Annotated in this window: 11 protein-coding genes; 4 read left to right on the top strand and 7 right to left on the bottom strand. The window is 72.8% G+C overall.

Translation table 11 applies throughout. The features are described from left to right. Positions 1-3: 3 nt before the first annotated feature. The 6 genes from ACWIHT_RS07715 to ACWIHT_RS07690 form a co-directional block, all read right to left on the bottom strand. Positions 4-2,670, bottom strand: coding sequence for a SpoIIE family protein phosphatase (locus ACWIHT_RS07715; protein ID WP_456165474.1), 2,667 nt, complete (start codon positions 2,668-2,670; stop codon positions 4-6). Between the two features lie 273 nt (positions 2,671-2,943). Further along, positions 2,944-3,351, bottom strand: coding sequence for an ATP-binding protein (locus ACWIHT_RS07710; RefSeq protein WP_456165472.1), 408 nt, complete (start codon positions 3,349-3,351; stop codon positions 2,944-2,946). Between the two features lie 225 nt (positions 3,352-3,576). Continuing rightward, a complete protein-coding gene (locus ACWIHT_RS07705; RefSeq protein WP_456165470.1) occupies positions 3,577-4,026 on the bottom strand; it encodes a (deoxy)nucleoside triphosphate pyrophosphohydrolase in 450 nt (149 codons plus the stop codon). A 22-nt stretch (positions 4,027-4,048) separates the two neighbouring features. Beyond that, complete coding sequence (locus ACWIHT_RS07700) at positions 4,049-4,240, bottom strand: SPOR domain-containing protein (protein WP_019072018.1); 192 nt, start codon at positions 4,238-4,240, stop codon at positions 4,049-4,051. Positions 4,241-4,686: 446 nt separating this feature from the next. After that, on the bottom strand, positions 4,687-5,439 hold the full coding sequence (locus tag ACWIHT_RS07695; protein WP_431252763.1) for a GntR family transcriptional regulator: 753 nt from the start codon (positions 5,437-5,439) through the stop codon (positions 4,687-4,689). A gap of 147 nt (positions 5,440-5,586) precedes the next feature. After that, positions 5,587-6,981, bottom strand: coding sequence for a DUF4190 domain-containing protein (locus tag ACWIHT_RS07690; protein WP_456165467.1), 1,395 nt, complete (start codon positions 6,979-6,981; stop codon positions 5,587-5,589). A gap of 132 nt (positions 6,982-7,113) precedes the next feature. On the opposite strand from ACWIHT_RS07690, the gene ACWIHT_RS07685 reads away from it, so the two are divergent. The 3 genes from ACWIHT_RS07685 to ACWIHT_RS07675 all read left to right on the top strand — a co-directional run bounded on the left by ACWIHT_RS07685 (position 7,114) and on the right by ACWIHT_RS07675 (position 12,547). After that, positions 7,114-8,298: a serpin family protein gene (locus tag ACWIHT_RS07685; protein ID WP_456165465.1), complete on the top strand. Its 1,185-nt coding sequence runs from the start codon at positions 7,114-7,116 to the stop codon at positions 8,296-8,298. A gap of 147 nt (positions 8,299-8,445) precedes the next feature. After that, the gene (locus tag ACWIHT_RS07680; RefSeq protein ID WP_456165463.1) at positions 8,446-9,594 is read left to right on the top strand and encodes a serpin family protein; all 1,149 of its coding nucleotides are present in this window, start codon (positions 8,446-8,448) and stop codon (positions 9,592-9,594) included. A 340-nt stretch (positions 9,595-9,934) separates the two neighbouring features. Next, the gene (locus ACWIHT_RS07675; RefSeq protein WP_456165461.1) at positions 9,935-12,547 is read left to right on the top strand and encodes a discoidin domain-containing protein; all 2,613 of its coding nucleotides are present in this window, start codon (positions 9,935-9,937) and stop codon (positions 12,545-12,547) included. 52 nt (positions 12,548-12,599) lie between these two features. Here ACWIHT_RS07675 and ACWIHT_RS07670 read toward each other — a convergent pair whose 3' ends face one another. After that, positions 12,600-13,430, bottom strand: coding sequence for an oxidoreductase (locus ACWIHT_RS07670; RefSeq protein ID WP_456165459.1), 831 nt, complete (start codon positions 13,428-13,430; stop codon positions 12,600-12,602). A 130-nt stretch (positions 13,431-13,560) separates the two neighbouring features. Between ACWIHT_RS07670 and ACWIHT_RS07665 the strand changes: the two genes are divergently transcribed. Further along, a complete protein-coding gene (locus ACWIHT_RS07665; protein WP_456165457.1) occupies positions 13,561-14,466 on the top strand; it encodes a LysR family transcriptional regulator in 906 nt (301 codons plus the stop codon). The last annotated feature ends 57 nt before the right edge of the window (positions 14,467-14,523 follow it).

Here is a 14,523-nt window from a genome sequence, read left to right as displayed (position 1 = left end):
CCGTCAGAACAGACTGAGCAGTGCCTCCGCCGGGTCCACCATCCCGGTCTCCCCGTCCGGCAGCGGGAGTTCGAACCACACCGTCTTGCCGCGAGGCGTCCGGCGTGAGCCCCAGGCCGCCGACAGCAGGCCGACCAGTTGGAGGCCCCGGCCGCCCTCGTCCGTGTCGCGGGCGCGGCGGCGGCGCGGTTGGACCAGGCCCGCGTCCCAGACCTCGCAGACCAGGGTGCGGTCGAGCAGCAGCCGTAGCCTGATCTCGTCCTCGCCGTAGCGGAGTGCGTTCGTCACCAGTTCGCTGACCAGCAACTCCGTTGTGTCGATGAGGGGTTCGAGGTTCCAGGACTGGAGTCGGGCGCGCGCGTACTCGCGGGCGCGGCCCACGCTGCGCGGCTCGCGCGGCAGCGTCCAGTCGCCGACGGAGTCCTCCGGCAGGCCCTGGACACGTGCCATCAGCAGCGCGATGTCGTCCTCGCCGTGGTGGGTGTCGAGGGTGCTGAGGACGTGGTCGCAGACGTCCTCCAGGTCGCGGTGGGTCTCGGCGTTGAGTGCGGCGGCCGTGGACGGGGGGCCGTCGTTCGAGGGGCGGTTGGGGTCGGTCAGGGCGCCCACGAAGGCCTGGAGGCCCTCGTCGAGGGGGTGGTCGCGGGATTCGACCAGTCCATCCGTGTAGAGCGCCAAGAGTGCGCCTTCGGGTAGTTCGACCTCCACCTCCTCGAAGGGTTCGCCGCCGACGCCGAGCGGCATGCCGGGCGGGACGTCGAGCATCAGCGCGGCCTCGCCGGGTTCCACCAGGACCGGCGGGAGATGGCCCGCGTTGGCGAAGGTGCAGCGCCTGGTCACCGAGTCGTAGACGGCGTAGATGCAGGTCGCGAGGTACACCTCGGAGAGGTCGGCCTCGCGGGGGCGGCGGGCGGCCCGGGTGGCCTGCTGGACGCCGCCGGGGGTGCCGAGCCCGCGCGCGATCTCGTCCAACGCGGACAACACCTCAGCCGGTTCGAGGTCCAGGAGGGCCAATGTGCGGACCGCCGTGCGCAGTTCACCCATCGCGACCGCCGCGCGCAGGCCGCGGCCCATCACGTCTCCCACCACCAACGCCGTGCGGTGGCCGGGGAGTTCGATGACGTCGAACCAGTCGCCGCCGACCTCCGTCGCCGCGTTCCCGGGGAGGTAGCGGCAGGCGATGTCGAGGCCGGACGCCTCCGGGTCGCCGGGCGGGAGGAGGGAGCGTTGCAGTATCAACGCCCGTTCGTGCTCACGCCGGTACAACCGCGCGTTGTCGATGCAGACCGCGGCCCGTGCCGCCATCTCCACCGCGAGGTCCCGGTCACGGTCGCCGAACGGTTCGCTGCCCTTCGTACGGGCGAACTGCACGAGTCCTACGACGGTGTCGTGGGCGACCATCGGCACGGCCAGCGTGGACTGGACGGGGCCGCCCTCCTCGGCGGGGACGTACTGCGGGCGGGCGGTGCGCAGGGCGTCCGCGCAGGGCGAGTTGAAGGGGTAGTGGTGGACCGCGTTGACGGCGACGGGTGCGCCGCCGCCGACGAAGGGGGCGTCGGAGACCGCGCTGGCGAAGGCCACCCGGCGCACCTCCGCGCTGCCGTCGGCCCGGCCGGGCGGGGTCTCGTCGCCGGCCAGGAGGCCCTGGTAGAGGTCGACGGTCGCCAGGTCGCAGAAGCCCGGGACGACGATGTCGAGGAGTTCGCGGGCGGTGGTCTCCAGGTCGAGGGAGTTCCCGATGCGGGCGCCGACCTCGTTCAGAAGGGCGAGATTGCGCCGTGCGGAGGCGGCCTCGCGGGCGGCGGCGCGGCGGGCGGTGACGTCGGTCCCGAGCCAGGCGATGCCGATGGGGCGCCCGCTGCCGCTGTGCACGCGGTAGAGGTTGATGGACCAGTGCCGGCGGTCCTCGGAGCCGGGCACGAATCCGCTGACCTGCATGTCCGTTATCGAGTTGCCGGTCTCCAGGACCCGGCGCAGGGTCGCGGTGACCCGCTCGGCCTCGGGGCTCTGCAGATAGTCCTGGACGCTGTTGCCGCGGTGGTCGTCGGGGGTGCCGCCGAAGGTGTTGGCGATCTGCTGGTTGGCGCGCCGGACCCGCAGGTCGGGGTCGATCAGCAGGAAACCGAACGGAGATTGACCGAATATCGACTGCGAGGCGGCGAGATCGGTCTCTATCCGGCGCAGGATCCGGACGTCGACGACGATGCAGACGGCGGCCCGCTCGCCCTCCTCGGTCCGGGTCGGCATCACATAGACCTCGGCGAGACCCTCCTTGCCCGGATCGCCGTCCGCGGTCTCCGGCACCCGGAAGGGCACCACTCCGGTCCACTCCCGGCCGTCGAGGATCTCGGCCATCTTCCGCTGGCCGTGCTCGCGCAGCTCGGGGTCGACGAACGCCTCGATGGGGTCCATGCCGACCGCGTGCTCCGTGGAGATGCCGAAGAGCTGCTCGGCCCGCAGGCTCCACTGGTCGACCAGCCCGTCGGGGCCGATGGAGAAGGAGGCGACCTTGATGTAGTCGTAGATCGAGCCGGGTGGGCTGCTCTGCCACATGGCGTCGCCGACGGACATGGCGTCGACGGAGGGCACGTCGGCGAAGCCCACGGCATCAGCCCTCGCGCCGCCCGACGGGTCCTCGGACTCCGTGGCCTTCGCTGGTATCTCGCTCACGCGAACCGTCCCCTCCAGCTCACCGCGTCCGGCACCGGTCACCGGGGGCGGCTGCCCGCAGTATCCAGCACTACGGCGCCCCACAACACGGTGTTCACGATCACAGGACAATCCCGATGCATTTCGGACCGTCCCGCGACAACACTCCCAGTCTTCTAACCAGCGGACACGCAGTCGAACCACGCCGATCGACAACCGTCACAGGCCTTGACCAATCGATGGACACAGCTGTCCGGTTCGTACAGGAGCGTGCGCCCGCGCGCAGACCCGGGTTCATTCCGGCACCGCGAGTTCGAACCACACCGTCTTGCCCGTCTCCCCGGGCCGGGTGCCCCAGCGGACGCAGGCGTCGGCGACCAGCTGGAGGCCGCGTCCGCTCTCGTCCTCGGGGCGGGCGACGCGTTCGCGGGGCGGGTCGGGGAGCGGGTCGGAGACCTCGACGAGCAGGACGCCGCCCGGGTGGGCGGGGCGCACCAGGCGGACGCCGATGGGGCCCGTGGCGTGCCGCAGCGCGTTGGTCACCAGCTCGCTGACCAGCAGCGTCGCGATGTCGTCGAGGGCGCCGAGGTCCCAGTCGCGCAGTTGACCGCGGACGGCCGAGCGCGCGGTGCGGACGGCTCCGGGGTCGGCGGGAAAGGTCCACTCGGCGCGGCCGCCTTCGGTGTCGATCAAGCCGATCACATCCCGGGCCGGCCCAGCACACCCATGTCCGATTTCATGGGGTTAATGGGCACATACCCGATATCAAGGGCCCGGTACCGCCCCAGAGGGCGCACTGTGGCACGAACGGCGTACACCACATCCGGCGCACTCCGCCCTCCCGCCCCCCATGTGCGTCCGGCGCGCCCGTCCGCCACGAACTACGGCGAGTTCGGCACGCCCGGCTCGTCCCCGCCTACGACGGGTTCAGCGCGCCCCGGCGTCGAGGAGCGCGAGCGTCTCCCGTACGGCGGGCACGTCCTGGTCGAGCCAGTCGACGGTCCAGACGTCCGCGGGGGCGAGCCAGCGCAGCTCGTCGTGGTCCTGGAGGGGGCGCGGGCGGGGCGAACCGGGGAGCAGCCGGGCCGTCCAGACCTGGAGGACGTACGGCGGCTTCAGCGGCCACTCCCCCGGGACGCGGGCGACGGTCTCGGCGTCGACGCCGAGTTCCTCGCGGAGTTCGCGCACCAGCGCGGCGTCGGGGCGCTCGCCGGGCTCCACCTTGCCGCCGGGGAGTTCCCAGCGCCCGGCCAGTTCGGGGGGCGCGCTACGGCGCGCGGCGAGCAGTCGGCGGCCGTGGCCGTCACCGCCGTCACCGCCGTCATCGAGGTCGCCGTCGAACAGGGCGGCTCCGACCACCACGATCCGTGTCGTCATGCGCGGGAGCCTACGGGGTGCGTCAGTTGCGGGTGGCGTCCCCGTTCTGCCCGATCCGCTCGACCCAGTAGAGCTGCTTGTGCTTGCGGTCGTCGAGGCTGTCCGCGATCTTCTGGGCCTCGGCGCGGGTCGCGTACCTGCCCACGCGGTAGCGATTGCCGTTGTCGTCCTGCCGTATCACGAGCCAGGGAAGAGTGATCGTGCCGTCGTTCATCGCGCCCCTCCGCTTCCCGCTCGCGGTTCGTGCCGTGCCCCACCCCATAAGGAAACCGCAATCCGCATATGCCGGAGCCTACGCCTAACCTTCACGCAGCGAATACGGCTTTTCACGAAGAGGTACGCAACCAGCCATGACGGAGGGGGCGCACGACTACGAACGCGCCGTTGGCGCACCTCGATGCATCCGGTCGGAGGCACGGTACAGGTCCCGTGGGCGACCTGCGAGAAAGACCGGAATCCAACGGCCCCCAGGGCAGGGCGGATTGACCGGTTCCGGCGACAAGTGCCGGGAAAGTTGCGCTACTTCACCTGGAATGCGCCCAACTCACTACTCGGCGCGCTACTTCATGCGAAGTCGGAGCATTGCTTCACGGGCGGGCGGCAGGCGATCACCTCACGGGGAGGTGGTAGGCGATCACCTCAGGGGAAGGTGGCTGGCGATCACTTCACGGGCAGGTGGTAGGCGATCCGGTAGCGGTCGGCCGGGACGACCACGTCGGCCGTCTCCACCGCGCGCCCCGAGGCGTAGTACGTGCGCTGGATGACCAGGACCACATGCCCGGGGACTCCGCCCAGCGCGAGAAGTTCCTCGGAGAGGCCGGGCCGGGCGCCGACCTCCTCCGTGACGTTGTCCACGACGACGTCGATGGCCCGCATCCGCTCGACGACCCCCATACCGCCGAGCGGGCCCTCCTCGGGCAGCATCACGGGCGTACGGCCGGTCACCGCGAGGGGTTCCCAGGACGTGGAGAGCATCATCGTCTCGCCGGCGTCCCGGAACACGTACTTCGTGCGCATCACGCGCTCGCCGGTCTGGAGGCCGAGCCGCTCGGCGATCGCGCCGCCGGCCTCGGTCTGCTCGCTGCTGGACTCCCAGGTGCCGCGCGCCTCGCCGTCGGCCTGCTCCTGCCGGAACGGTGTCGCCCCGGCGGGCGGCCGGAACCCGGAGCGGGCGATCCGGCGCGGCACCGGACGCTCGCGCACATAGGTCCCGGAGCCGGAGCGGCCCTCGACCAGCCCCTCGGCCATCAGCACCTTGCGCGCCTCAAGAGCGACCGTGTCCGAGACGCCGTACTCCTCGCGGATCCTGGCCTGCGAGGGCAGCCGGGTGTGCGGGGGCAGCCTGCCGTCGACGATCTTCTTGCGGAGATCACCCGCGACGCGCAGATACGCCGGCTGCTCACCGAATGTCACTGGCCGCTCCCATCAGGTTGTACAGACAGCAACAGCCTGGCAACCGTGGGTTGTGCCATGCAAGCAAAGGCCAGAGAATCACTCGATGTGATGACTTGTGCCCGGCGTGGGCTTTACCCAGGCAGTTTCTCCCCGCTATAGAGGCCGTCACACCTCCAGACCGGTATCGCCTCCCCCGCTGCCCCCGCCGCCGTCCCCGCCGCCGTCGCTCTCGTCGTACGCGGGCGGGGTCGTGGCGAGCCCCAGAGCCTTGCGGGCGGTGACCGACATATGGGGGTCGATGAGCTCGGCGCCCTTGTCGTAGTACCCGTAGAACTCGTCGGCGTCGGAGGCCCCGGCCGCCTTCGCCCACTGCTTCTGCGCCGCCCGCAGGTCCTTGACCAGGTCCGCGACCGGTTTCGCGGCGGCGCTCGGCCACTGACGGCCTTCCAGCAGGTCGGCCTGCTTCGTCAGCGCGGTCGAGACCCGGCCCGCCCACGCCCTGTGCCCCGGCAGGTCGTCCTCGACGTACCGCGTGTCGGGCGCCGAGTCGAGCGCCGCGTTGAGGACGTGGGCCGCCTTCAGATACGCGACCTGGTCCGCGTCGAGGGTCGTGGCGTCGTTGCGCAGCGAACCGCCGGGCAGACTCGCCTCCTCGTCCTTGTTTCCGAACGCGCAGGTGATCTCGCGGTCGCCGAGGCTCCAGCTCTCCGAGGTCGGGGTGACGTAGTAGATGTCGACGTCGTCGGGTACGGCCCAGCCGTCCATCGCGTAGGAGTCCTGGAGCGCGTAGCACCTGTCGTCCGCGGTGGCCGTGACCTTCTTGTCGCCCGGGTACGAGTCGCCGCTCATCCGCACCACGGCGAACACCTCGCCGTCGTGCTCGCCCGCGCAGGACACCACGTCGAAGTCGTACGCCATGCCCTCCAGCGAACCGCTGGGCGCGTCGAAGCACTGGCCCTTCCCGGGGGAGGCGCTCGCGCTGTCGCCCCCGCTGACCTCGACGTCGTCGAAGAAGCCGGTCCCCGCGCCGGCCACCCCGAGCGCCCACAGCACCAGCCCGAGCGACGAGAGCACGATGCCGGCCACCGCCATGCCCCGGCCGCGCTCGCCCCGCTTCTTCGTCTGGTTCAGCCCGATCAGCCCGAGGACCAGACCGACGCCCGGGATGCAGCAGAGGATGCCGAGCACGAGGGCGGCGATGGACATGCCGTTGAGGGGCGCCGGGTTGTTGTACGGGCTGTAGCCCTGGGACCAGGTCTGGTAGGGCTGGGGCCCGTAGGGGGCGTAGGGGGACGGGGGACCTTGGGGGTACGGGGTGTACGGGGTCCCCGGCGGCGCGTACGGGCTCTGCGGCTGCGCCCCGTAAGGAGGCTGGGGCTGTGCCCCGTAAGGGGGTTGGGGCTGTGGCGTCCCGGGGGCGTCCTCGGGCGGCGGGGCGTACGGGTTGTACGGGGTGGCGGGCGCCTGCGGGAAAGGAGCCGGACCCGGGGGCCGGTCCTGGGGGCCTTCGGGGTCCTGGCCGGGCGGCCCTTGGGGTTCCGGCGGCGGGGGTATGGACACGGGTACCGTGCTCCTGGTTCAGGCGGGGGATCTTCGGCGGGCGGGCTGACTGCGCCCGCCGAGCCGGAGATCTTCAGACGCGGAACTGACGTACGACTCGCGCATGTTAAGCACGTGGTGACCGGGGGCGGAATGCGGGTTTCGAAGACGACGGTCCGGGCGGTGAACGCGCTCACCGCGCGGTGGGCCGGGGCCGCCTGTGGGGGCACGGTGTTCTCGGCGGCCGGGGTGTGGCCGCTGCTGGCCCTCCTCGCGGACGGTGCCGAGGGCGCGGCACGGGCGGAGCTGGCGGACGCGGTGGGGCTACCCGCGGGCCAATCGGCCGCCGCCGCACGGGAGTTGCTGGCCGGGCTGACCGCGATGCGCGGTGTCGACGCGGCGCTCGGGCTGTGGACGAAGCGGACCGTGGAGCTGCGCGAGGCATGGGCGGCGGGGCTGCCCGCCGAGGCGCACGGGGTGCTCACCGGGGACCTCGCGGCCGACCGCGCCGCCCTGGACGCGTGGGCGGCGAAGCGGACCGGCGGGCTGATCGAGCGGATGCCGCTGCCGCTGACGGACACCACCGAACTGGTGCTGGCGAGCGCGCTGGCCCTGCGCACCGAGTGGCTGCGGCCGTTCGAAGAGGTGCCGATGGAGAGCGCGTACTGGCGCGACCGGGTCCCGCTCGGCCTGTGGCGCGAGTCCGCCCTCCTGGACCGGATCGGCGTGGCGGACACACCGGACGGCCATGTCACCGAACTGAAGGTGCTGGGCAGGACGGCGATCGACGTCCACCTCCTCCTCGGGGAGGAGCGGATGACGCCCGCGCAGGTGCTGGGCGCGGGCGTGGGGATTCTGGACCGCCGTCATCCCGTAGTACCCGGGGACCGGCTCCCCTACGGCGACCCCGGACCGGGCCTACGGGTGGAGCGGACCCGCTGCACGAGCCCGCGGCCGCCGACGCTCGACGTGACGACGGCGGCGTACGACATGAGCGCACGGCACGATCTGCTGCGCCTCCACCGCCTGTTCGGGCTGACCACGGCACGGGACTCCACGCACGGCCACTTCCCCGGCATCAGCCCCTTCCCGCTGGCCATCGGCGCGGCCGAGCAGGCCACGACGGCGCGGTTCGGCGCGCTCGGCTTCCGCGCGGCGGCGGTGACGGCCCTCGACGTCGTCGCCGTCGGCCTGCCCGACCTCCGCTACGTGACCACCACCGTCACCGCCCGCTTCGACCGCCCCTTCGCCTTCCTCGCCCTGCACCGCCACTCACGGCTGGTACTGGCGGCGGGCTGGGTGACGGAACCGGAGCCGTTCCCCGAGGACCAGGGCTGATCATCCGGTGCCGGGCGGCGACGATAGCCTTCACGTGCGCGATCTTGCGCTACGGCACTGACGGGGGCGGAATTGGGAGCGGTCCAGGGGACGGCGGTTCAGGGCACGGCGGTCGGGGGGACGGCGGTCGGGGGGACCGTCGACGCGGTGAACCGGCTGACGGCACGCTGGGCGGACACGGCGACCGGCGGCACGGTGTTCTCGGCGGCCGGGGTGTGGCCGCTGCTGGCCCTCCTCGCCGACGGGGCGTCGGGCGCCGCGCGGGCGGAACTCGCGGACGCGGTGGGTCTGCCCGCCGACCAAGCGGCCAGCGCAGCACGGGAGTTGCTGGCCGCGATGGGGTCGATGCCCGGTCTGCGCTCCGCGCTCGGCCTGTGGACGAGGCACGACTTGGCGCTGCGCGAGGAGTGGCGGGCCGGGCTGCCCGAGACTACGCACGGCGTGCTCACCGATGATCTCCCGGCCGGGCAGCGGGCGTTGGACGCGTGGGCGGCCGAGCGGACGGACGGGCTGATCGAGCGGATGCCGGTCGCCCTGGACGCGGACGTGGTGATGGTGCTGGCGAGCGCGCTCGCGCTGGACACCGAATGGCCGCGCCCCTTCGAGGAGTTGATGCTCAGTCCGGAAGCCGGGCCCTGGCAGGGGAGGCGGCTGGTGGGCCTGCGCCGCACCGGCGTCCGCCTCGACCGGGCCGGCGTGGCGAACGGCCCGCACGGCTACGTCACCGAGCTGAAGGTCCCCGGTGACAACGGCATCGACGTCCATCTCCTGCTCGGCGAACAGCGGTTGACCCCCGGCCAGGTGCTGGGCACGGGCGTGGGAATCCTGGCGCAGCGGATCCCGGTGGTGCCCAGCGGCCAACTCCCGTACGGCGACGTGGGACCGGGCCTGCGCGTCGAGCAACGGCGGTGCGCCACACCGCAGCCGCCGGAACTGTCCGTGACGACGGTGGCGTACGACATGGGCGCGCGGCACGATCTCCTCGACCAGCCAGGCCTGTTCGGACTCACCACGGCCGTGGACACCGGCGACAGACACTTCCCCGGCATCAGCCCCGACCCGCTGGCCGTCGGCAAGGCCGAACAGTCGGCGGTGGCGCGGTTCGGCGCGCTCGGCTTCCGCGCGGGAGCGGTGACCGCGGTCGCACCCGCCCCCGGCGGCGCCCGGCCCGACCTCCGCTGCACGACCACGATCGTCACGGCCCGCTTCGACCGCCCCTTCGGCTTCCTGGCCGTGGACCGCGAGTCCCGGCTCGTCCTGACAGCGGGCTGGGTGACCGAGCCGCTGCCGTACTAGGGGGGTAGGGGCGGACTCGGGGTAAGGCGGGGTCGGGGCCGGACGGGGTCGGGCCGGGTGCGCTCCGGGCGTGTGCGCTCCGTACGTGGTAATCACCCGCGCGCTTCCCGCCGCTGTCCCACCAGGCATCCATCGTCGAACGGTCGCCAAGCCACCCCGTCCGCGGCTCCCCCTGATCCCGTCATCGGTCGCGCCCCGCCCCGCGACGACTCCGGGGCACGCAGCTGAGTGCCGAAGCCGTACCAGGGCCACGGCGGGCCCGGGGCCCGGTGCGCTCCGTACGTGGTAATTCCCCGCGCGCTTCCCGCCCCCGTCCCTCCCCGCACCCCATCGTCGAACGGTGACCAAGCCACCCCGTCGGCTGCTCCCGCTCCTCGCTGCCGCTCTGTTGCTTCCCCTGACCCCGGCCTCGGCCGCGTCCCTCCCCCGCGACGACTGCGGGGCGTCCGGCTGGGCGCCCTCGGCCGCCCGGGTCGACCCGGGCGACACCTACCACCCGTACGTCGGCAACGGCTATCTCGGTACCCGGGTCCCGCCCGCCGGTGCGGGCTACGCGGCGTCCGGTGAGAAGACCGGCTGGCCGCTCTACACCCCGCGCTACGACGGCGCGTTCGTCTCCGGGCTCTATGCCCGGGGCCCCGCGAACACCGCGGGCCGCGAGGCCCTCGCCGCGCTCCCGACCTGGACCGGCCTCGATGTGACGGCGGGCGCCGAGACGTACGGCAGCGGCAGCCGGATCACGCGGTACAGCCAGACCCTGAGCCTCCGCTGCGGCTACGTCCGTACGTCCCTCACCTGGACGACGAAGGACGGCCGCCGTACCGACCTGGTCTACGACGTCCTCACCTCCCGTGACAGCGAGCACACCGGCGCGGTGCACCTGCGCGTGACTCCGCACTGGGACGGCGAACTCACCCTCACCGACCGCCTCGACGGCCACGGCGCCCGCCGGGTCACGCGGACGACCGGCGGGCCGACGGGCGCGCACACCATCGGCGTCGCGTTCCGGACGGACGGGACCGGGGTCGACGGCGCGCTGGCCTCCGTGCTGGACGCGCCCGGACGGCGTGACGACGCCCTCCGCGAAGGGGAGTTGAGCGCCAGTCAGACGGCCGTCCTGCCCGTGCGCTCCGGTCGTACCTACACCGCGACCAAGTTCGTCGGCGTCGACACCTCCCTCACCTCGCGCGATCCCCGGGCCGCCGCCCAGGACGCCGCCGGGCGGGCCGCGCGGCGCGGGTGGGACGCGCTGCTCGCCGCGCACAGTGCCGCGTGGCGGGCGCTGTGGTCGTCCGACATCGAGGTGCCCGGCCATCCGGATCTGCAACTCTGGGCCCGTTCCGCCCAGTACGGGCTGCTGTCCGCGCTGCGCCCCGGCGCCCGGAACAGCGTCGCGCCCGCCGGTCTGACCAGCGACAACTACGCGGGCATGATCTTCTGGGACGCCGAGACCTGGATGTTCCCGTCCCTGCTGGCCACCCACCCCGACCTCGCCCGCCCGGTCCTCGACTACCGCTTCCGCACCCGCTCGGCCGCCGCCGAGAACGCGGCGAAGACCGCGGTGAAGGGCCTGTTCTTCCCGTGGACCAGCGCGAGCCACGGTCTGCTGTGGAACGAGTGCCAGAGCTGGCAGCCCCCGCACTGCCTCACCCAGAACCACCTCCAGGGCGACATCGCCCTCGCCGCCCGCCAGTACTACCTCGCCACCGGCGACCGCGCCTGGCTCCGCACCGAGGGCTGGCCGCTCCTCAACGGCCTTGCCCAGTACTGGACTTCACGGGTCACGAAGAACGCCGACGGCTCCTACTCCATCAAGGAGGTCGCGGGCCCGGACGAGTACAGCAACGGTGTGAACGACGCCGTCTACACCAACGCCGTCGCCGCCACCGCCCTCCGCGCCGCCACCGAGGCGGCCCGCGCCCTGGGCCGATCCGCCCCCGCCGACTGGCTCACCGTCGCGAACCACCTGCGCATCCCCTACGACCCGAAGCGCAAGATCTTCCTCCAGTACGACGGCTACAACGGCTACAACGGCTCACAGATCAAGCAGGCCGACACCGTGCTGCTGATCTACCCGCTGGAGTGGCCGATGCCGGCCGGTGCCGGGGCCGCCACCCTCGACTACTACGCCCAGCGCACCGACCCGGACGGACCCGCCATGACGGACGCCGTCCACGCGATCGACGCGGCGGCCGTCGGCGAGCCGGGCTGTGCCGCGTACACCTACCTCCGGCGGGCCTACCAGCCGTCCGCCCGCGGCCCGTTCGCCCTCTTCTCGGAGTCGCGCGGCGACAAGGCGGGCGCCTCCGACCCGCTCGCCGGTTCCCCCGCGCAGGACTTCCTCACCGGCAAGGGCGGCTACCTCCAGGTCTTCACCCACGGCCTGACCGGCCTCCGGCTGCGCCCCGACTCCCTCCACCTGGACCCGAGCCTGCCGCCCCAACTCTCGGACGGGGTACGCCTGTCGGGCCTGCGCTGGCGCGGTCGTACGTACGACATCGCGATCGGCGCGAGGACGACGACCGTACGGCTGCGCTCCGGGGCGCCCTTCGTGCTGGACACCCCCGAGGGCCGCCGCACCCTCTCCGGCACGGTCACCCTGAAGACCCGGCGCCCCGACCTCGCACCCACCGCCGACCTGGCCCGCTGCCGCCCCGCGACGGCGACCTCCTCGGAGTCCGGCCGCTATCCGGAGGCCGCCGTGGACGGCAGCCCCGCGACCGCCTGGGCCCCGGGCGCCGACCGCGCCTCCCTCACCGTCGACCTGGGCCGCCCGGTGCGGGTCGGGACGGTCCGGCCCACGTGGACGAAGCGCCCGGGGTCGTACACGGTCGAGGTCTCGGCGGACGGCCGTACGTGGCACGCCCCGAACGGGACGCCCGCCCGGTACGTCCGTGTCACCGTGCGCGGCGGCAAGGACGCCGCGCTCGCCGAACTCGACGTGCGCTCGTGACGGCCAACTGACCTGACGGGGAAAGTCAGTTGGCGTCCGGGGGGGCTCGCCGTCAGGCGTCGAAGCCGGTCGCCCGGGTCCGCTTCTCCCAGGCCGCGATGTCGGCGCGGACCTGGTCGAGGTGGCCGAGCACGGCGTCGACGGCGTCGTCGCCGAGGGGCAGGTGCAGCGGGGTGTCCTCGGCGTCGAGGGCGGCGAGGACGAGGGCCGCGGCCTTCACGGGGTCGCCGGCCTGGGCGCCGTCGCCGCCGGAGACGAAGCCGCGGGTCTCGGTCACCTTGGCGTACACACCGCTGTCGGCGCTGACCCCGGCCCGGCCGGCGTCGAAGAGGGCGGTCCGGAAGGCGCCCGGTTCGACGATCAGCACCTTGATGCCGAACTCGGCGACCTCGTCCACGAGCGCCTCGGACAGTCCCTCCAGCGCGAACTTCGTCCCGCTGTACGCCGAGAAGCCCGCGAAGGACATCTGCCCGCCCATGCTGCTCATCTGCACGATCGCCCCCGAGCGCCGCTCCCGCATGGACGGCAGCACCGCGCGCGTGAGCGCGGCAGGACCGAAAACGTGCAGGTCGAACAGGTCGCGCAGCTCCTGCTCGGTGGTCTCCTCGAAGGCCCCGACGTGGGTCCGGCCCGCGTTGTTGACCAGGACGTCGATCCGCCCGTGCCGCGCCACCACGTCCCGTACGGCCGCCTCCGCCGCCCCCGTGTCGGTGACGTCCAGGCGCAGCGCCTCCAACTGGTCGGGGTGGGCGGCCACCAGGTCGTCCAGCGCCTCGGGCCGCCGGGCCGCGCCGACCACCACGTCACCGGCGGCGAGCGCGGCCTCGACGATCGCCCGCCCGAACCCGCTGCTGGCGCCGGTCACGAGCCACACCTTGTTCATGACGTCTCCCCTAGAGATCCGTGTTTCCATTCATGTTTCCAGCCGCGTTTTCATCCGCGTTTCCCTCTGCGGACCAGCCTGCTCCCGGTCCCGGTTGCCCGTCCAAGACCCACTCTGATAACCGTTGGTTATGACGATGGACGTCCACGTACGGGACCTGCGCTACTTCGTCGCGGTCGCCGAGGAGCTGCACTTCACGCGCGCGGCCGAGAAGCTGTACGTGTCGCAGCCCGCGCTGAGCAAGCAGATCCGGGCGCTGGAGCGGCAGTTGGGCGCCGAACTGTTCCGCCGCGACCGGCAGGGCGTGACGCTCACCGCCGCCGGGGCGGCCCTACTGCCGTACGCGGAGCGGGTGTTGGTTCTCTGGGCGGAGGGCGCGGCCGCGCTGGCGGAGGTCAGCGCGGCCGAACGCAGCACCCTGGTGGTCGGGATGAGCACCAGCCCCGGCCGGGGCGGTCTGCTGCCCGCGATCCGCTCCCGGTTCACGGCCGCGCGTCCGGAGGCCAACGTGCGGCTGCGCCAGGTCGGTTGGGACGATCCGACGGCGGGCCTCGCGGACGGCGTCACGGACGTGGCGTTCGTCTGGCTGCCGCTGCCCGACGCGGAGCGCTACGACTGGACGGTGGTCGCCGAGGAGCCCCGTCTGGTCGCGTTCCCGGACTCCCATCCGCTGGCCGCCCGCACCGAGGCCGACTTCGCGGATCTTCTCGACGAGCCGTTCCTCGCCCTGCCGCCCGACGCGGGCCCGCTGCGCGACCACTGGCTCGCCCTCGCCGAACGCGGTGGCCAACCCCCGCGCATCGGGGCGGAGATCGCGAGCACGGAGGAGACGTACGAGGCGCTGGTCGCCGGTCTGGGCATCTGCCTGGTGGCCGCGGGCAACGCGCATCTGATCACCCTCGGCGGGGTCACCACCCGCCCGGTGCACGGCGTTTCGCCGAGCCGGTACGCCCTCGCGTGGCGGCGCGAGAACGGCGGACAGCCGCTGGTGAGGGCGTACGCGGAGGCCTGCCGGGGGGTCGGGAACGGGGGGTGAGGCGCGTGGCTACTATGAATCCCCTTTGGGGAGTCTGGATCTTGGGGGTAGTCATGG

The sequence above is a fragment of the Streptomyces sp. NPDC002276 genome (genome assembly GCF_053891435.1).
This window is presented reverse-complemented; position numbering and strand designations above follow the sequence as displayed.